The sequence below is a fragment of the Paenibacillus sp. FSL R10-2734 genome (assembly GCF_037963865.1).
In the GTDB taxonomy this organism is placed as follows: domain Bacteria; phylum Bacillota; class Bacilli; order Paenibacillales; family Paenibacillaceae; genus Paenibacillus_AQ.
Genome location: NZ_CP150170.1, coordinates 3,112,732 through 3,132,272, shown reverse-complemented (window position 1 = coordinate 3,132,272; position 19,541 = coordinate 3,112,732). Strand labels below are relative to the sequence as shown.

At 41.7% G+C, this 19,541-nt stretch carries 18 protein-coding genes; 5 read left to right on the top strand and 13 right to left on the bottom strand.

From position 1 onward, the window contains the following. Positions 1-30: 30 nt before the first annotated feature. The 10 genes from NSS67_RS13680 to NSS67_RS13635 form a co-directional block, all read right to left on the bottom strand. Complete coding sequence (locus NSS67_RS13680; protein ID WP_339320042.1) at positions 31-1,092, bottom strand: NAD(P)/FAD-dependent oxidoreductase; 1,062 nt, start codon at positions 1,090-1,092, stop codon at positions 31-33. Positions 1,093-1,132: 40 nt separating this feature from the next. Continuing rightward, entirely contained in the window at positions 1,133-2,134 is a 1,002-nt protein-coding gene (locus NSS67_RS13675; protein WP_339320041.1) for an iron ABC transporter permease, read from the bottom strand. Then, complete coding sequence (locus NSS67_RS13670; RefSeq protein ID WP_339320040.1) at positions 2,127-3,131, bottom strand: iron ABC transporter permease; 1,005 nt, start codon at positions 3,129-3,131, stop codon at positions 2,127-2,129. The genes NSS67_RS13675 and NSS67_RS13670 overlap by 8 nt, the downstream gene beginning before the upstream one ends. Positions 3,132-3,224: 93 nt before the next feature. Further along, on the bottom strand, positions 3,225-5,231 hold the full coding sequence (locus NSS67_RS13665; RefSeq protein ID WP_339320039.1) for an AraC family transcriptional regulator: 2,007 nt from the start codon (positions 5,229-5,231) through the stop codon (positions 3,225-3,227). A gap of 195 nt (positions 5,232-5,426) precedes the next feature. Beyond that, positions 5,427-5,939, bottom strand: a complete 513-nt coding sequence (cysC, locus tag NSS67_RS13660; RefSeq protein WP_339320038.1) for an adenylyl-sulfate kinase — start codon at positions 5,937-5,939, stop codon at positions 5,427-5,429. Between the two features lie 49 nt (positions 5,940-5,988). Continuing rightward, complete coding sequence (locus NSS67_RS13655) at positions 5,989-6,513, bottom strand: hypothetical protein (protein ID WP_339320037.1); 525 nt, start codon at positions 6,511-6,513, stop codon at positions 5,989-5,991. 54 nt (positions 6,514-6,567) lie between these two features. Further along, positions 6,568-6,981 (bottom strand): hypothetical protein, encoded by a 414-nt coding sequence (locus tag NSS67_RS13650; RefSeq protein ID WP_339320036.1) that lies wholly within the window; start codon positions 6,979-6,981, stop codon positions 6,568-6,570. 97 nt (positions 6,982-7,078) lie between these two features. After that, the gene (locus NSS67_RS13645; protein ID WP_339320035.1) at positions 7,079-7,540 is read right to left on the bottom strand and encodes a hypothetical protein; all 462 of its coding nucleotides are present in this window, start codon (positions 7,538-7,540) and stop codon (positions 7,079-7,081) included. A gap of 67 nt (positions 7,541-7,607) precedes the next feature. Next, positions 7,608-8,906, bottom strand: a complete 1,299-nt coding sequence (locus NSS67_RS13640) for a DUF4179 domain-containing protein (protein ID WP_339320034.1) — start codon at positions 8,904-8,906, stop codon at positions 7,608-7,610. Then, positions 8,896-9,444 (bottom strand): sigma-70 family RNA polymerase sigma factor, encoded by a 549-nt coding sequence (locus tag NSS67_RS13635; RefSeq protein ID WP_339320592.1) that lies wholly within the window; start codon positions 9,442-9,444, stop codon positions 8,896-8,898. The genes NSS67_RS13640 and NSS67_RS13635 overlap by 11 nt, the downstream gene beginning before the upstream one ends. A gap of 208 nt (positions 9,445-9,652) precedes the next feature. On the opposite strand from NSS67_RS13635, the gene NSS67_RS13630 reads away from it, so the two are divergent. From NSS67_RS13630 to NSS67_RS13615, 4 genes are all read left to right on the top strand, one after another. After that, complete coding sequence (locus NSS67_RS13630; protein WP_339320033.1) at positions 9,653-11,521, top strand: LTA synthase family protein; 1,869 nt, start codon at positions 9,653-9,655, stop codon at positions 11,519-11,521. 328 nt (positions 11,522-11,849) lie between these two features. Beyond that, the gene (locus NSS67_RS13625) at positions 11,850-12,977 is read left to right on the top strand and encodes a helix-turn-helix domain-containing protein (RefSeq protein WP_339320032.1); all 1,128 of its coding nucleotides are present in this window, start codon (positions 11,850-11,852) and stop codon (positions 12,975-12,977) included. 42 nt (positions 12,978-13,019) lie between these two features. Continuing rightward, positions 13,020-14,861, top strand: a complete 1,842-nt coding sequence (locus NSS67_RS13620) for an ABC transporter ATP-binding protein (RefSeq protein ID WP_339320031.1) — start codon at positions 13,020-13,022, stop codon at positions 14,859-14,861. Beyond that, positions 14,858-16,687, top strand: coding sequence for an ABC transporter ATP-binding protein (locus tag NSS67_RS13615; RefSeq protein ID WP_339320030.1), 1,830 nt, complete (start codon positions 14,858-14,860; stop codon positions 16,685-16,687). Before NSS67_RS13620 ends, NSS67_RS13615 begins: the two co-directional genes overlap by 4 nt. A 25-nt stretch (positions 16,688-16,712) precedes the next feature. On the opposite strand, the gene NSS67_RS13610 is transcribed toward NSS67_RS13615, so the two are convergent. Then, the gene (locus NSS67_RS13610) at positions 16,713-17,648 is read right to left on the bottom strand and encodes a LysR family transcriptional regulator (protein ID WP_339320029.1); all 936 of its coding nucleotides are present in this window, start codon (positions 17,646-17,648) and stop codon (positions 16,713-16,715) included. Positions 17,649-17,803: 155 nt separating this feature from the next. Here NSS67_RS13610 and NSS67_RS13605 point away from each other — a divergent pair, with 155 nt between their 5' ends. Beyond that, a complete protein-coding gene (locus NSS67_RS13605) occupies positions 17,804-18,421 on the top strand; it encodes a histidine phosphatase family protein (protein ID WP_339320028.1) in 618 nt (205 codons plus the stop codon). A gap of 63 nt (positions 18,422-18,484) precedes the next feature. Here the strand turns inward: NSS67_RS13605 and NSS67_RS13600 are convergent, their stop codons facing one another. Both NSS67_RS13600 and NSS67_RS13595 read right to left on the bottom strand, forming a co-directional pair. Continuing rightward, positions 18,485-18,730, bottom strand: a complete 246-nt coding sequence (locus tag NSS67_RS13600) for a hypothetical protein (RefSeq protein WP_042189863.1) — start codon at positions 18,728-18,730, stop codon at positions 18,485-18,487. Positions 18,731-18,848: 118 nt separating this feature from the next. Continuing rightward, entirely contained in the window at positions 18,849-19,400 is a 552-nt protein-coding gene (locus NSS67_RS13595) for a polymer-forming cytoskeletal protein (RefSeq protein ID WP_339320027.1), read from the bottom strand. Between the last annotated feature and the right edge of the window lie 141 nt (positions 19,401-19,541).

Here is a 19,541-nt window from a genome sequence, read left to right as displayed (position 1 = left end):
CTATAAGGAAAATAGTATAAATCCCTTCCTTCAGCTTCGTCCCTCTACAAGATCGAACGCCCTGTTCTTCTCATCAAACTTACTGTTATGCGAAGAAACCTGCGCTCTTGTTGGCGCATCCGGCTTGATATACAGCATTGCACTATTCACGGCTAAAGCCGCGTCCGTAAAAGCTCCAGCAATAAGATACAGCTTGCTGCCGTAATTTGCCGTATCTCCAGCCACGAACACACCCGGAAGATTAGTTGCCAGCTTCTCATCTGCATTAAAATTCCAATCCTCTCTCGCTAATCCCCAATCTATAATAGGACCTAGATCCCCGCGTAGCCCATGATTAATCAAGACGGCGTCCACCGCGATACGCTCCTGTTCTGTCTCGTCCGCCCATTCCCCGTCCGCATTTAATGGAGTGATTGAAACAGCATCAAGGCGACTGCCATTCCCGTATAAATCCGTAATGGCATATGGTGCAAGAACATGAACGCCCGATGCCTTCATCTGCCTCACATTCCGCTCTAGACCATTAAAGTGGTCCCGGCGGTGCACAAGCGTAACCGATGAAGCGATTCCCACTAGTTCATTAGCCCAATCGACAGCTGAATCCCCGCCTCCGGAGATTAACACTCTTTTATCGCGAAAGCCTGCCAATTCCGTAATTGTGTAATGGAGATTTTCCTTTTCGTAATTCTCCGCTCCGGGCAGGTTAAGTTTAGCAAGCTTCAGTGCGCCATGGCCTACGGCTAAAATCAGCGTCCGACTCCAATGCTGCTCTCCGGTTGCAGACGTTATGCGCATCGTGCCATCAGCCAATCTCTCCAACCCGGTAATTTGTTGACCTAGCACAATGGTCGGATCAAAGGTTTGAGCTTGCTGGATCATGAGCTTTGTCAGTTGAGCGGCACGAGCAGGAGCCATGCCCCCGACATCCCAGACGATCTTCTCCGGATACATTAACGTCCTTCCTCCGAGCTCCTCTCTCGCCTCAATCAGCTTCGTCTTCATATCGCGCATTCCACTGTAAAAGGCAGCATACAAGCCCGCAGGCCCTCCACCGATTATGGTTACGTCAAAAAGCTCCAATGCCTGAGTCATTCTTTGCCTCTCTCTGTTCTCAATCCCCTCGAAAGGAGATCTAAATCTTCTTGCGCTTAAACAGCAGATACATGAAAAAAGGAGCTCCAATGCCTGCTGTGAATACGCCTGCCGGAACATCTAGCGGCTGAAAAAGCATTCTTCCTGCCAAATCCGCCAACAGTAGAATGACCGCGCCTATAAACGCGGATACGGGGATGATCAGCTTGTAAGAATTTCCGACAAGCATTCTGGCGATATGCGGTGCCATCAATCCGATGAACGATATCGTCCCGGCTACCCCAACTGCAGCGCCGGCAAGTGCAACGCTATAAAACAAGAGAATCATCCGGCTTAGCTGAAGCCTGCTTCCAAGCCCGCGAGCGACATCCTCACCTAAGGATTGCACATTTAATTCCTTCGCGAGCAGCAGCGATAAAGGAATGAATATCGCTACCCACGGCCACAGCACTTCAATATAACTCCAATTGGTGCCGTAGATGCTTCCCGTCATCCAATTCAGCACTTGAGCGGCCAAATATGCAGGCCCGCTAATTAGCAGGAACGTAGTGAGCGCACCCATAGCGGTAGAAATGCCAATGCCGATCAGCACCAGCCGAAACGGCGATACACCTTTGTTCCAAGCAAATACATAATTAATGGTGGTCGCAACCAAAGCGCCACCGATGGCAATGAACGGTACCCAGTGGATACTGTAACCGGTCACAAAAGTCATAAAGGCAACCACAGCTACCGACGCCCCCCCGGTTACACCCAGAAGATCGGGTGAAGCGAGCGGATTGCGAATGACGCCCTGTAATAGCGCACCGGCTACAGCCAATGCTGCACCAATAAGAATAGCGGCTGTTATTCGAGGTAGACGGAACTGCATGATGATCAGATTGCTGGCTTCCGCGTTTCGCCCGGTAAGTGAAGCAAATACCTCCTTTAACGGAACGCTAACTCCCCCAACTGATAAACTAAGCAGCGACAAGGCAGCAACGACACAAGTTAAACCTATAAACAACAAGATCGTATACTTCGCTCTACGCGGTTTAAGCATGCTGTTTCCTCCTTGCCACATGGATCAGAAAGGGAACTCCAATAATCGCCGTTGCGACGCCAACCGGAACTTCTTTAGCTTCCAGAATAAAACGCGATGCTAAATCCGCAGTCACCAAAAGGATCGCGCCGACTAATGCGGTATAAGGAAGCAGCCATCTGAAATCATGCCCAACGATGTATCTGCATAAGTGAGGGACAATAAGTCCGATGAAAGCAATCGGACCAGCGGCTGCTACCGAGCTTCCCGCTAATAGTACAATTGCCGTAGTCGACAGCACGCGGACCAGCGTCAGACGCTGTCCCAAGCTCTTCGCACTATCGTCTCCAATCGCCATAATATTTAATGAGCCCGAGAGTAGTAGTGAGATCGTCATTCCTATTGCCATGTAAGGTAGTACCATCAGCAAATGCTCCAGATTTCTTCCTTCCACAGAGCCTATCATCCAGAATAGGGCAGATTCCAATGACTGCTTATTTATAAGAATAATGCCGGAAGTAATAGAGGAAGCGAAAGCTGCCATGCAAGCGCCGGCCAAGGTTAGCTTTACCGGCTCGAATCCCCCTCCTTGCAAGCCAAGCATATAGACGACCACCGATGTTGCGACCGCACCTGCGAAAGCAAGCCAGACCATACCGCTCATCGTTAACGAGGAGCCGAATGCAAGTAGCCCGATGACAATAAATAGCACAGCGCCCGCATTTACACCGAAGACAGAGGGCGAAGCCAACGGATTTCTTGTCAGAACCTGCATAATCGCCCCGGCTACAGCTAAACTTGCCCCCACCAGTGCCGCAATCAGGGTTCGGGGAACACGAACCCTCGTCAGAATAAGATGTTCGTTGGAACCGTTGAATTGACTATAAGCCAGCCATAGATCTTTCAACCCGAAGTGATGAAGACCATACAATACACTGCATAACATACTAATTAGTAGCAGAATCGCGCCGACAACTAGGCCGACGAGCTTTCTCTTGCTTAGGAAAGAACCATTCACGTCCGCACCGAGCCTCCTATTCATTGACAGTCCTAGAATCGTCAACAAGCTGACGCGAATACAGCGTCAGCTTGTTGATTCGATACGCCTTTATTATTTCACATCAAAGTATTTAACGAGTTCGTCCAGCAGCAGATTGGCTGCTTCATATCCACCTGCCGAGTTCCAGATCGCTTCATCGACTTGAATCACCTTGTTGTTCTTAACAACGTTCAAATTTTGGAACAAAGGATCTTTTTTCCATTCCTCCACGACCTTCGATGCATCGTCCTTGCCCGGAGTCTCCGACACGAAGTAGAAGAGCACATCGCCGTCCATACTAGGGATCGTCTCTTTGGTCATAACTTCGATAAAGGAGTCTTTATCCTGCGACTCCGGCCGTGCAATTCCTAACTGACTCAAGAGCACGCCGGAGAACGTTTGTTTCTGATAAATGCGCACTTGTTTCGCGGAGAAGCGGACCACAGATACTTTCGTGTCTGCTTTGCTACCGAGCTTCGCTTTGACTTCCGCAACACGTTTATCGAAGTCCGCCATCGCTTGCACTCCTTCGTCCTGCTTGTTCAAAGCTTCGGAGTATAGCTTGAAATTGATTTTCCAATCTCCCGCCAGATCATCGGAGAATATCGTCGGAGCTATCTGCTTTAATTGGTCATAGATTTTCTCTTGTCTGACCTTATTACCGATAATCAGATCCGGCTTGAGGCTCGCGATCAATTCAATATTCGGCTGAAGCTCGTCTCCCACAACAGTGACGCCTTCCATGTCGTTCTTGATATGGTCGTACCAAGGGTCGCCAATCCAAGACTGAACAGCTCCGACCGGTTTGATGCCCAGTGCCAATAGTGCCTCTGTTCCTTCATTGGTCAATATGACAACACGTTCAGGGGTGCCGGAGAGCGTTTCTTCCCCCATCGCATGCTTAATCACTCTTGTGTCATTGCTTACATCTGTCGATGCGCTTGCAGCAGGACTTGCAGAAGTTGCTACATTACTAGTAGACGTACTACTGTTTGTCGGTGTGACATTCGTTCCCCCTGTCGAGCATGCGCTCAGAAAGAGAGCGAAACAAAATAATAAGGTTGCTGCCATTGTTGTTTTTGACTTACGATACATCGGTAATTCCCCTTCTCTTTTATATTGATAATGATTCTCAAACTCATTACCAATATAACGTTGCTGCCTTTTAACAACAATGGGAGATCTGAACACAACGGATGGATTATTTCGACGTTGCTCCTGTTGCAACGCAGCTTCTTTAAAGCTAGTGGGAGAAACACCCTCGTATTTCTTGAAGATACGGCTGAAATAATAGCTATCGGTATAGCCTACACTCTCGGCAATTTCCTTCAGAGTGAAATCTGTAGAAAGAAGCAACTGCTTAGCTTTGCTCATCCGTAATTGAATCAAATAATCGATCGGGCTTGTTCTTACTTGCTTCTTAAAGGCGCGCAGCAGTTGTCTAGAGCTGCAACTAAGGTGTTCAAGCAGTATCTCAAGCGTAATCGGCTCCTGATAGTGCTCATGAATATAACGTACCGCTTGGGCCACCAAATCAGGCTTAACGGCTATGACGTTCTGGCGTTCCATCTGTTCTAGTATTTCATAAACCATTTGATAAAATATCGCTTTAACTTGAAGCTTATCCAATAGATTCGAACGATGCCACTCCTTGCGCATGGAGGTGACATGATGGAAGACGGAGATCGGGTAATGGGGCTTGAACACATATTGCATTTGAAACGGATTGTGTTGCTCCATCAGCTTGATCGTTTCTTGACGGGATGGTAGTGCTAGCACCGCTTTATACAGGATAATATAGTATTCCAGCAGTTCATCTGCCGTAATATCAAGGTAGAAACCCTTACCCCCATGGAGCAATGAAAACCGGCTAACGTGGTGTGCGATGCCGTCCAACTGGAGCTGTGCACTACCTCTAGTCACATATAAGAAGGCGCTTGAGGGCATTCTGTACGCATGCAGCTCCTCGCCTTGTTCCATTCTTGTATGTCGTACATCTATGATTTTGATGAATGCCTGATTCCATAGCAAAGCTTGATCATTCAATGTCACCGTCTTGCTCTCCCCCTTCTCTTTCACTCCATCTGGAGAGATTTATACCTCCATCATATATGATAATGATTATCATTTACAATGATATTAGCATAACTATTTTCTAGCAGTGTTACTGGCAACAGGACATAAAAAAAGACGAGCAACAGTTGATTGGTTCGCTCGTCTTTTCTATCAAATTTATTTCGATAGCTTTGCGAAAATCCCTTACGCCCCCTCCAGCTACTCTCTGGATGACGTAGCTGATGTGTGCTGAAGAATCTTCGACACGCATTCATCTATAGAAAACTTATCTGTCGCCACAATCACATCCGGGTGTATAGGTTCTTCATAAGGAGAGTCAATACCCGTGAAATGCTTGAATTGTCCGGATCTAGCTTGTTTATAGAGTCCTTTCGGATCTCTCTCCTCACACACTACCAAAGGGCATTGAACATATACTTCCATGAACGAATCTCCGATCAAAGTGCGGACTTTGTCACGAGTGGAGCGATATGGAGAGATCGAGGCGACGATCACATTCAGGTTCGCATCAAGCAGTATCTTCCCAATCTCACCAATCCTTCTTCCTACTTCCAATCGATCCTTTTCGCTGAATTGAAGATCCTGATTTATTCCCCTCCTCAGTGTATCTCCGTCCAGAATGTAGCAATTCTCAATGTGATTTTTCAATTCCTCAGCAAGTGTTGATTTACCTGAACCCGATAGCCCAGTTAGCCATATCATTTGATTCATAGAACATACCTCTTCCTGCTAGAATCTATTGTTGAAATTCTTTAGATCGTTATTCTAGCCTAAAAACAATTCCATTGCCTGTCCCATCGTTCTTTAACGGTACACTAAATTCCTTGAACACTAATTTAATGCCGGAGATATCGTCCGGTAGTGGCCGGGATACTACGTAGTTATAAGCTGCATGTCCGGATGAACTTCCGCCATTCGTCATTCGACAGTCATACGATTCCTCTATATGTAGCTCAAAATGATTAGGCTTATTAATATATAGTTCAGTGGTAATATCCCAATCCATACTTAGTGTGATAACACTAGCATTACTGTATTGTCGTATAGAAGTCAGCGTATAGAAGAACTCATCCTTCTCTATGTATTGTAGTACCGCAATATGTTTTCTAAAACCAGTAGGCTCGACCATCGGTTTATAATGCTCTTCACTAAATAAAGTCCCAAATACCGCTTTCAAGAAATCCTCGTACAGTTCAAACTTCGCCGCCCAATCAGAAATATCTTCAAAGGATGGGAATCCCGGATTATTATCTGAGCGTTCTTTGCGTTGTTTATCAATGCACAAATGTAATGAAAGTTATGTGCTTTTGGAACATCCCTTTGCTACCATCACGCCTGCTTATAGCCATCTCGAAAAATTTTTATAGTTTACTTCGATCTGATTTCGTTCTGCCCAAGCTTTTAACTGTTTCATCACTTCATCTTCATCTTTTTGTGTAAGAAAATTAAAACATAAAGTATATGGAACAAATTTATTCACTTTAGGTCTAATCCCAACTACAGGACTAAAATATCCTTTTATATAAATATTATTAATCCGCTTTGCTTCAATTCTTAGATCTTCTATTAATATAGCATCCGGATGAATTTGAATTTCAACCAACCTTTGAATCGTAAATATTCTGTAGATCAATACAATTGCGACAATCAGACAAAGAATAGCCTGACCATAAAGTAAACAAGAAAGCACTAAATCGTCGCTATCTGTATAGCGATAGTTCAGGTTATAAATTTGAAATACTTGAATACCCATTAGCATACTGATACCTACCAGCAGCGGTATTAACGACGGGCGCCTTACTTGATAAACTTCTATTTTATTCCCCCTCCTTTATTGTCACAGCCCCTGATTAGAGCCATCTCAAAAATCTTTTTTGAGACAGTTTAACTTGATTACGTTCAGCCCATGTGGTTAGTTCTTTCATTCCCCTGTATTCTCGGTCAAGAAAACTAAAACATAATCTATAGGGAGCAAATTTATGATCGACAGGTTTAATCCCTATTACGGACTTGAAATAGCCCCTCACATAAATATTTTCAATTCGGTTTGCTTCAATTTCTTTATTTCCAACAATTATTGAGTCCGGAAGAATCTTGATTTCAATGAATCTTCTAATCGTAATGATCCTATAGAGCAATACGATTGCAACAATCAGACAAAAGATTACCCAGGCATATCCAATAAATGAAAGTATTTTGCTGTTAGTATTATTTATGACGCTTGTCAATAGTATGCCACTTGAAAAAATCATGGATAGCAGAAGTGACATTAATGACGGACGACTCACCTCATAAACTCCTATATTATCCATTAGCCCTCCTCCTCCCACACTCTTACAGATTACCATATGTTATAAAAAATGGATATTACATCTCTTTTTAATTAACAGGAATCTCAATCATCTTATTGTATTCCTTCATGTAATGCATTCCTTCTATAAGTAGTGACTCAGGCTTCGTTTGTGTAGCAAATAATAAGGTACGTTCCTTCATCAGTTTGCCGTCCGCTTGCTTTACCTCTTTTTGATTGATCGTTGTTTTTAATGGCGTGCTAACGCCCTTAGCTTCTATAGATACACCGTCCAGCATTACATCATCATCTGTAGCGATCGTTACTTCAATGCCTTGGGAGGTCTTGGATACTTCCTTTATCCATAATTCTTTGTCCCCTAGCGTAAATGGCTTATTACTAATAAAACTCATGGGATACTTTTCTTCGAGCTTTTGATATCCGGCAAACTCTTTGACAACTAACTGGAGTGAGTGTAAATCCTTCGGCAATGTGTCAAAACGAATATCAAATGTTCTCCCACCTACCGAGGTTTGATTACCACTACCCAAGATTTCTACCTGCGCTCCATTCGCCAATAATTGTATGCCATGTAATCCTAAATTCACTCGATCAAAATTATCTACATTTAATTTCCCTCTGATCACAGTCATTGTTGGTGTAGCTGTTATCGATTTGAAGGTAATCGTACCTTTGTCGACTTTAATCTTCTTATTGATCGATTGTTTAATCTGAGTTTGCATGGCCTCATTAGGGTTATAAGGGAACGTAACTGTTCCTTCGCTCATCTGACCATTCTCTTCTAGCTGCTGCCAAAAGTGTAATGTTAATTTTTTTGAAAATGGATTTACGCTGTCAAACGACATCGTTCCTTTAATCTCCGTATGATCTTCATTGATTAATGATGTCCCACTTACTACATTAGAATCAGTTAAAAAACCACTTATTTGGGAGGGTCTAAAAGTGTCCACAGACATGTCATCTAGCCCATTTGGGTTAGCTAAAGTGTAATACATAATGAATTGATTGGCGTCCGCCATAATTCCGTTAATGGTAAGATCCGTCCCGTCTAGTAGCGTAATCTTCTTGTTGACGTTTTGTCCCATACCTTTATTATTTAACTGTTGTAAAGTTGTGCCTTGAAGCAATTCATCAAAGCCAAAAAGCTGCTTGCCATAATAAGCAAAAGCATTGTAGTTTTGTCCAGAAATCACTGTGACCAATAAGACAACCGCTGCGATTTTCCAAATGGGTGCTATTTTTTTCGATCTTTTTGCGGGAGCCGAATTCAAAGCATTTCTTAATCTCATTTCTAATTCTTCAGGTGCGGTAATGGACTCCATGCGCGTCTTCTCATCAGCTAACCGTTGCTCAATGTTATTGTTCATCAACATCACCTCTGTAATGATCTTTTAGCTTTTGCAACCCATGGTATATTCTGGATTTAACAGTTCCGATTGAAACCTCAGTAATGTCAGCTATCGTTTGATAATCAAGATCATGAAAATATTTTAACTGAATCGCCTCTCGTTGATGCTCATTTATGTGTAATAATAAGGCCTTTATATCAATTTGTTGCTCACTTGTGTGGTAAGGATCACTATTCACGGCTTGGCCTAATTCCCTCACTTCAGTTGTACTCCAATCCTCTAACAACACCAGCTTGTTTCGCTTATGAAGTAGCTTTTTACAGCCATTTACCAAAATCGTCTTACTCCAGCTATAAAAAGCCTCTTCCTTCTTAAGCTGATCGATCTTTTCGTATACAGTGACGATCATTTCCTCCATGGCATCCATAGCATCATGAGCATTTCGCATATAGCTGAACGCAAGCCTATAATAAACATCTTTTTCAGACATAATTAATTGAAGCAATGCTTCTTTATTTCCCTTTTTGGCTTTTTTCACCCATCGAGCGACATCCATACCTTCACCTCTCTCCCCTATAAGAGTTAGGAGTACCTTAAAAAGTTCATTTCCCTTAAAAATATTTTTATTTATAATAGGTATGGCTTCATTCACCTAAATGTAATATTAAGGAAAATAAGTCTCTTCCATACCCCAATCTAGTTGATTTTAAACACTTCAATGTAATAGAATGAACTAATCTAAAAGAAAAGGATGGGCATAAGAGATGCCGGTTAAAGAACCTCGTACACTTAGTAAAAGATCGCTATTATTTTTCTCTCTCATTATGCTAGTAAAAAGTTACTTTGCCTGGTATTTTCTATTTGAAGACGGGCCTACGTGGACCACATGGCTTAAAGAAATCCCTTTTGTGCTTCTAGTCTTTTGCTTGATTGAATGGTTCGCAACCAAACAAAAAATTGCCATCTACATGCTAGTCAATGTGTTGATCACTACACTATTTTTCTCACTCATTGTATATCATAATCATTTTGGCATCATTGCTACTTCGCAAGTATTAGATCAGGTTAAACAAGTCGGAGCCGTTAAGAAAAGTATTTTCTCGGTCATGCGTCCGCAATATATGCTTATTTTCGTGGATATCATTGTCATTGGTTTGGTCATGTTTAGAAAACAAAAGGCACTTAATTGGAAAAAAGCCATGTCGCGTAAAAGTAACCGGAAAGCGGTTGCGATCTTGTTCTGTATTTCCATCGTCATTTGCGCAATGAATATTTTTCCTAACCGAGCCAGTATGAACGAAACAGTTAAAGCGGAGCAAATGGGCATTCTTAATTATGAAGCTTACTCTCTGCTAGCTAATCAAGAGGAAGAACAAATTGACGTCTCTGAGATTACCCAATCAGCGATTAATGCAACCAAAGGGATTCAAGCTACCTCTGATCCGGTTTTATTTGGAGCCGCCAAAGGAAAGAATCTGATCATTCTTCAAATGGAATCTTTCCAGAACTTCTTAATCAATCTTAAGATTGATGGAGTAGAAATTACACCGAATATGAACAAGCTTGCGGCTAGCAGCTACTACTTTCCGCGTTTCTACCAGCAAGTTGGACAAGGAAATACTTCTGACGCCGAGTTTATTGTAAATACTTCTTTTTACGTTCCACCTGATGGTCCAGCCACTCAAATGTATGCGCCTAAAGAGCTTCCAAGCTTACCTAAGCTACTCCAAGCACAAGGTTATGATACGGCAACATTCCATACGAATGCAGTCGACTTTTGGAACCGTGGTGAGCTTTATAGTGCTTTAGGATTTAATCGATATTACGATAAGTCTTACTTTAGTGAAGAGGACACTGTATTTTATGGAGCTTCTGATGAAGTATTGTATGAGAAAACAGCTGCAGAACTTGCAAGAATGGATCTGAATAATCAGCCTTTCTACTCACATGTAATTTCGATGTCAGCTCATAATCCGTTCTCGATCCCTGAGGATAAATACAAAATGACCCTTCCAGAACGATTCGAAGGAACGTTAGTCGGAGATTATATTCGTGCTCAGAATTATGCTGACTATGCACTTGGACTGTTTATCGATGAACTCAAACAAAATGGTGTATGGGATAACAGCTTGATAGCGTTGTATGGAGATCACCGCGGACTTCCTATCTTCTCTCTAAAAGAGAATGATCACATCTTATTAAAGGAGATCCTTGGTCATGAATATACGGAGCGCGAATTAATTAATATTCCGTTGATCCTATCCGCGACGGGAATTACAACGCCAAGTGTAAAAGAACAGCTAGGCGGACAAGTGGATATTTTGCCGACAGTATCTAATTTACTTGGAGTATCTCTTGCGGACCATATTCATTTCGGTCAGGATCTATTGAATCAATCAACTTATAACCTGCTCCCTCAGCGTTATTATCTACCGACAGGTTCTTTCGTAAATAACGAAGAGCTCTTCCTATCCGGCAGTGGCTTCGAGGATGGTCAGCATTATACCTTATCTGGTGATGGCAACCACACGCAACATACTACAGAGGATGAGTTCGATCGCGCGTTAGAGCTTCTCCATCTGTCAGATAGTTATGTAACACAGTTACCGGATAGAGTGATTGAAGAAAAATAAGCCTCTATATACCAAAAACACTGCATTCACCAATTTGGCGGATGCAGTGTTTTTCTTTAACCGTTTATTTATTCTTTTACAACCAGTTTAAGTGGTGCAGCAATCAGTTTCTCAACCGTCATCCATAGTTTACCATAAATGCATTATTAATTTCCGAAATTAATTCCAAGAAAAATGATGCCCGACAACTGAATCCCAAGGTTAGTACGAATTGTAAAATATTCCTTTACAAAAGAAGATATATGGTTTATTTTAACATTAAGTATTCATTAAATATTGTTAGTATTGTCCCAACATTTAAATTTTATATCAAGAAATATCGGAGGCCATGATGGAAGATAACATGAAGGATACCTTACTATCGAACATAAAATTTGCGTACAACGAAGCTTTAGAATTCATTGTTTCAATGGGAATGATCGCTTGTGAAGAGCAAATGCTTAAGGTAGCAGAGGACTATAAGTTAGAAATGGACTCTCGAGCGTTGTCTTATCATGAAGATGCACGGTCACAGTTGTCACCTCACACCTACCGAGAGCTTCAGTTTTTTTTCCAGTACAACTTTTTTCATAAAGCGCTCGACTTTGCTTTCTATGAATCCATTTGTACGTGTTCAGAACCACAAACTGCGGAAGCCTGGATCACTCGACTGGAAAAGAGTCCTGCAGAAAAAGTAGTCGCTGAAATGGTATATGGCGTGTATTACGATAAATTAGATGAGCTCCTAAACGGAAACGATTGGGAAATCGTCAAAAAGGATACCCGTTTAATGGCTGAGCTTGTTGGAAGAACAAAACCACAGCTTGAGGTAATTGAAGCGCAGGGGCCATTGCTAGAGTGTCTTGCTTATCCAGAAGAAACCAAGCTACGTTATTTGCAGCTCTTAAACCAGTTCTATAAGGATGTCTTTTCACTTTGGAAAGTGGAGTTAAGAAGAGAGTCTGAACACGCCTCGCAGCGTTATGAAGGACTATTCCTAGCTAATCCTGAAAGATTCATTCGTGATATCAACAAAAATGAACCTGCAGTTTATGATGTTCCCACTACTTTTCATGTCAGCTTCTTCTCACAAGTTGGGAATCATGTTCTTTCCTTATACGCAGGAAGTACTCGTATCGCATGGGTTATATTCGGCATTTTTAATGATCATGTATTTGGACCTGCTGCTGATCGAGAGAAAACCGAACTTTTTTTAAAAGCATTCTCGGATAAACGACGTTTAGACTTCTTGCTGCTCTTAAGGAATCGCCCTCACTATGGACAAGAAATTGCATCAGCACTTGGCATTACGCCCGCGGCAGTAACTTATCATGCCAACTTCTTATTCTTTTTAGACCTTATCGAATTAAAAAGAACGGATCATCGATTATATTACCATCTTCGGATGGATAAATTGAGAGAATTACTTGCCACCACCACAAAAGTCATGTTGGATGAGGAGCCTTCCATCTTTTAAGTGAACCACAGCAAATTCAAACTATAGTGGGGAGGGTCTACATTGAATGGATCTACAAACATAGAAGCAGACTCCATTAAAAAATCCAAAGTAGTTTCTAACACTTTTATGCGTTTAATCAAACTTGGAAAACCCTATTTAGGCTGGTACCTCATATTGTGTCTCTTAGCAGCCGTCGTTTCTCTAGCAACTGTAGGGATAGCCGAATCTTTACGACGTATAATCAACGCTGCTACGAATCAGAACATGTCCTTTTTGATGTCTGGCGCCATCTTTGCACTAGTAATCGTTATTGTAGATGCTTTAGCCAGCTTCTTACTGACTTACTTATCAGGTGTACTTGAGTTCAAGTCGACCTCTAAGCTTCAGGTATCTCTTCTAGGTAGATTATTAAACGTAAAGATGAAAGATTTAGACCGTTATCATTCTGCCGATCTCATTAGTCGTATCAATGATTCTGCCCCTGCAGCTCAGCAAGGCATCAATCAGAAGACTATCGAACTATTCAGTAATTTGATGCAAATAACATTTCTGCTAACTTATCTGCTCTCACTTCAATATGCCTTAACCTTGGGAACTATATTAATTTGCTCGCTAGTTCCACTCGTGATGCTTCCCTTCACTTCCCGCCTACGTTCCAAGCACGAGCAAAGACAGCAAATTGAAACTGCTCAGCAAATGTTTATTCAAGATACAGTACAGGGTTCTGAGGTTGTTCGGGCCTTCTCCCTTGCTCCCAAGCTTCACAATCAATTCACACAGCGTGTTAGGCAATACTTCAACATTCATTTACCTGTCTCACGCTTAGAAGCAGTCGGCTATAATATGCCCTTTGCCGTTATCCTTGGTGGATTGCTGTATGTTCTCTCCTATGGCGGATACCTAGTTATCCAAGGGAGATTGGATGTGGGTGCAGTGGCAGCGTTTCTTATTTGTTTCGAGCAAATTACAAATCCTGTATCAAAGCTAGCTAATCTGTGGACTGAATTACAAGCCTCGCTGGCGCAAGGTAAGCGATTGTTTGAGGTTCTTGATTTACAAGAAGAAGGCGAAAGTCGTGAAATTAACAAAGAAGATTCTCATCAAGTAATGCCGAAGAATATCCACCAAGCAATTAGTGGCTTATCCCCTATCACTTTTAAGAATGTTGGTTTTTTTTATGGTGATGATCAAGTACTAACTAACGTTAATCTAACCATAGAACCAGGTAAGGTAACCGCTTTTGCAGGCCCTAGCGGCAGTGGAAAAAGCACCCTTCTTCAACTAATACTCGCAACCTATGAACCTAATGAAGGTATCATCCAGTCTGGAGAGTTGCCGTTAAGCAGCATACCTCCTCGGACTTGGCGTAATCATTTGGCCTTTGTATCTCAAGAGCCCTATCTTTTCACAGGAACCCTCTTTGAAAATATTGCATGGGGAAGACCTGATGCAACCCACGAAGAAATAATTCGTGCAGCAAAAAGTGCGGGGATACACGAATTTATAATGAGCACCCCACAACAATATCAGACTCCCATCGGAGAACGAGGCCATACATTATCTGGAGGCGAGCGGCAGCGGCTATCCATTGCCAGAGCGTTTGTCCGAGCGCCTAAGCTTCTCCTTCTTGATGAACCAACAGCTGCCCTTGATAGCCATAATGAGGAAATTATCAGGCAAGCCCTGCAAGAACTTATGCATGATCGTACAACGGTTGTTATCGCGCATAGATTATCCACCATCAGAAATGCAGATCACATTTATTACATGGAAGCGGGTTCTATTGTTGAAGCTGGAAATCATTTGGAGTTAATGGCTTTAAAAGGACAGTATTTCAACATGGTTGAGGCATCAATGAAAAAGGTTAATATTTCTACTCTGGTCAAGGAGGAAGAGATATGAATGAGATAGAATCCAAACCACTTAAACTTGGGTATGCTCTGCGTCGTTTGATGTCTTATGCTAGCCCTTATCGAATTGGGTTTATTGTCGCTGTATTCCTGCTCACTGCTAAGCTTGTTATGGACATAGGATTTGCAGCCATCCAGCAAGTATTTATTGATACGATCAACAACGCCAATATGGATGCATTAACTCGTGTAACTGTAATCTGTGCCATTGCTTGTGTCATCATTATCTGCTGTCTTATGCTGCAGCATTACTTCCGCTTCGTCTTACAGAGTCGGATGGCTTGGGATATTCGTGCGAAGCTGTTTGACAAAAGTCACCGAATTCCTTTCCGTTACCTTCAGTCCATGCATTCGGGTGATTTGACTTCGCGTAACACTAAGGATGCAAGCATGGCCATGGGGATGATAAACAGCATTGTATATGATTTAGGCTATAATCTTCTTCTGTGTTTCATTTCCTTTCTATATTTGGCCAAAATGGATGTCTGGATCGCTTTGCTAGCTCTTGGATCAGGCCCTCTTGTTTTTCTTTCTGGACGATTCTTTGATCGCAGATTACGTAAATTATCTACTCAAATAAATGCAAAAGAGGCGGAATTACGAGGAGTTTTACAGGAAACCCTTCAAGGAATGAAGGTCGTCAGAGCCTTTTCCCTTGAAGAAACTCTCTTAAACAAATATGCGTTAGAACGTGAGAAGTTAAGAAGAATGCAGCTGCGAAAATCACTTTTGAATGGTCTCTTATGGCAATCTTCCGCGTTTATCAACAATCTTGTAATGGTGTCATGCGCCGCTTTAATTGCGTTATCAGCGCTAAGTGGCGGAACATCAGCAGGTGAAGTTCTCGCTTTTATTATTCTGATGGGTAGGGTCCAATGGCCCTTTGTCCATATGTCACAAACATGGGGAGGTGTACAGGAAGCTTTAGGTGCGGCTGACCGCGTATTCGAAATACTCGATACACCGGATGAAGGGGCTAATCATCCTTTACCAGAATCCTGCTCTTCACCATTAGCTTTTGTAGAGGTGGCTGCATTACAAATAAAGGATGTCCACTACAACTATTCGAGTAAAAATGATAATACAGCTTCACTATTTAAGGGGCTTAATATTCATATACAACATGGAGAGACTATCGCTGTTGTCGGGCCAAGTGGGTCAGGGAAGACGACGCTCGTTCGATTATGTAATGGACTTTATGAGCCTACTGCAGGAAGCATTTCGGTTTATGGAAAGTCTGTTCATGATCAGCTTGAAGAAGCACGTGCAATGATTACCTATGTTCCCCAAACTCCTTATTTGTTCTCAGGAACTATAAGAGACAATATCGCTTTCAGTTCTAGTACAGCTAGCGAAGAGGATATCCGAGAAGCCGCTCGCCTCGCAGGTGCAGAAGAGTTTATTACGAAGATGCCTAATGGTTATGAAACTGTCCTAGGTGAACATGGATCGACTTTATCTGGTGGACAAAGACAACGCATAGCCATTGCCAGAGCTTTTCTTCGTGATGCTCCACTCCTTCTTCTAGATGAAGCCACTTCCGCACTCGATAACGAATCTGAGCGAATGATTCAGCAATCACTTGATTTGTTAATGAAGAATCGAACTACATTGGTTATTGCACATAGACTATCCACCATACGTGAAGCCTCTAGAATTATCGTATTAGATCAGGGTTCGATTGTTGAGGAAGGCACACATGACTCTTTATTAGAAATGAATGGGCTCTACTCACAATTATATAACATTCAATTTAAATCATCAGAAGCAGCTGACAATAGTGAAAATGAGTTACTTCAATTACATTCACATCTATGATTTCAGTTCAGCTTATACATCATAATTAAGGTGTATGAGCTGGATTGGTGAGTAAATGATTCTCTTCTTTTAATTGTTTCATGACCAGCGTAATAAAGGATTGAATATAGCTTTCCTGAAGTTCCTTCTTTCTATATCCCATCCATATCGAATGCTTTGAAACTACATTTTCTACTTCTACCTTAGCTAAGGTTCCCTGATCAAGATAAGGCTGAGCTAACAAAGCGGATACAAAACTAATCCCATACCCAGCAATCACGGCTTGAATAACCTCATTCACTCCATTAAATTGAAGCTCGATCTTCGGCTGTTGTACCTTTCTTTCTTCACACAATCGAACAAGTCTCTCCCTGGCTGCGCTGCCTTCTTCTCTCATAATAAATGCTTCAGATATAACTTCTTCAAAGCTAACCTGCTGCTGGGCAAAAGAGTGATTAGAAGCAACCACGAACACATACTCGTCCTTGTATAACTCCCGATGATCGAATACTCCTGTATTATGCGAAGGAAACTCCATATCACTGTAAATCGCCACGTCTGCTTCAAAGTTATCTAATTGCTCCAATACTTCGTGAGAATTAGTAGTAGTGATTTGAATTCTAACTTCCGGAAAAGATTGTTTAAATAATGACGCCCACCTGGGAATGAACATACTTGTAGCCAGATAATTACCTGCGATCCGAATATGCCCCTCGGGAAATTTCTGATAATCCTCAATGATTTGCTGTACTTGATCGCCCATAGCAAAAAACTTCTCAAGGGGTTCGATCAGTCTTTTTCCAATCGGTGTGAGCACCATCCTCTTACCTTTAACCTCTAACAATAAAATGTTATTTTCCCGTTCAAACTTACGGATCTGCGCGGAAATAGCGGGTTGACTGATGTGCAAACGTTCAGAGGCTTTAGTTACACTACCTGTTATCGCAACGCAGTAAAATAATTTCAATACATGAAAGTTCATCGTGAAATCTTCCTAACTCTATAAAATAAAATTATTATTCAACGGACCTCGGCTCATTTACTATAACTATACATTATGGATATTAACTATTATATATTGTTTATTTATATTTATTTATCTTATACTTACAACTATTCATAAAGGAGGTTTCGTTAATGAAAGAGACAGTATTATTCTTAACCCGTCATGGGCAGACCGAGTGGAATTTGCAGAAAAGAATGCAAGGACATCAAAACTCAGAGCTAACAGCGTTGGGCGAGCAGCAAGCCGAATGGTTGAGAGAACGTTTGGAAAGCGAACATTTAGGTGCAATCTATTCTAGTACTAGTCCAAGAGCATTGCATACTGCGCAAATTTTACGAGGAAATAGAAGTTTACCCATTCAACAGCAAGCTTCTTTAATGGAAATTAACATGGGCATATGGGAAGGAATGAACACTGTCCAGATCGAACAGGATTACCCTTTACAATACTCTCATTTCTTCACAAGTCCTGATCTATATATTCCTCTACCCTCAGGCGAGACCTATAGTCGGCTTGAACAAAGAGTAATACCGACTATTGAGGGTATCATAAGCGACAACGTAGGGCTTGAGGTGCTTGTTGTCACTCATCGGATGACTCTGAAAGTTATTATGGCTCATTTCCTCGGAAAATCATTGCAGGAATTAGGGGGACTACCGGATATTCTCTCCACAGCTTTATGTAAAGTAACCCTAACGGAAAACCATACAAGCGTCGATCTTTACGGCGATACTTCACATTATCATTAAATCAGTCACAAAAATAAAAAAGGCAACTCCGATATTAACGGGGTTACCTTCTAGATTTCAACATTAAATTTCCACACTTTTGATTGTAAAGCTACGGACCTTCATCCATTTTCCTGAAATGAATTCGTCAATCGTTTTCGTCTTCGGTCTAACGCAAAAACGATGTTTGCTCCCTTTATCAAATCCTACAGCTTCAAAAATCAGACCATCACCTATTTGTTCCTTAAAAAACACTTGCTTCAATCCCAATCTATTTAGCATTTCAAGCTTTACACTCTCAATATACGTTCGTGAATACTCCTTAGACATATGTGTTCCTCCTAGTAGTGGTAGTAATATTATAAGTTCAATATGAATAAAATCAACATAAAAAGAAGCCAACCCATTGTTTATGGATTAGCTTCTATTGTATGAGATGATTACGTAATTACTTAACTTCTGTTGTTCCAGTCACTTTTCCATCAATCTTTGCAGATGCTTTCAGATCCTCGCTTGTGAAGTAAAGATTACCATCAATCGTTGCGGTTTCAGGCAGAGTAAAACCTTTCGCTTCTACATAAACATCGCCTTTAATCGTTCCGCCTTCAACTTTCAAATTCTCACTTTGTACTGTGAACTTGGGTACGGTTAGTGTATAAGTAGCAGTGATCTTGTGATCAGCATCTTGCGAATAAAGGGCAATCTTACGGTAGATGTCGCCATCTGCGGCTCCTTTATTACGGAATTCTCCAGCTACAACAACCTCATCCGGAATTGTTACATCATTTAGAATAGCAACAATCCAGTTTCCATCTTTGCTTACAGCCTTAGTAAATGCATCTGCTTGATTTACGATCGAGGCTGTAGTAACCGCATCTGTCTGCTCAGTAGCCGGAGCAGAAGTTGCCGCCGAATTGTTTGCTTTATCCTCATTTGCACCACAACCAGCCAATACTGCTACCGAAACCCCAGCCACTAAAATCATTTTAAATAGTCTCATTTTCGATTCCCCCTAATTTTGATTATAAATAAATTATATATTAAAAATCTTAATTATTAAGTGAATTATTTCACGAATTTGTGTCAGTATATAAAGCGATTTCACAGCGCTCTTTCTTCTCGTGTAGAATTCGTATCCATG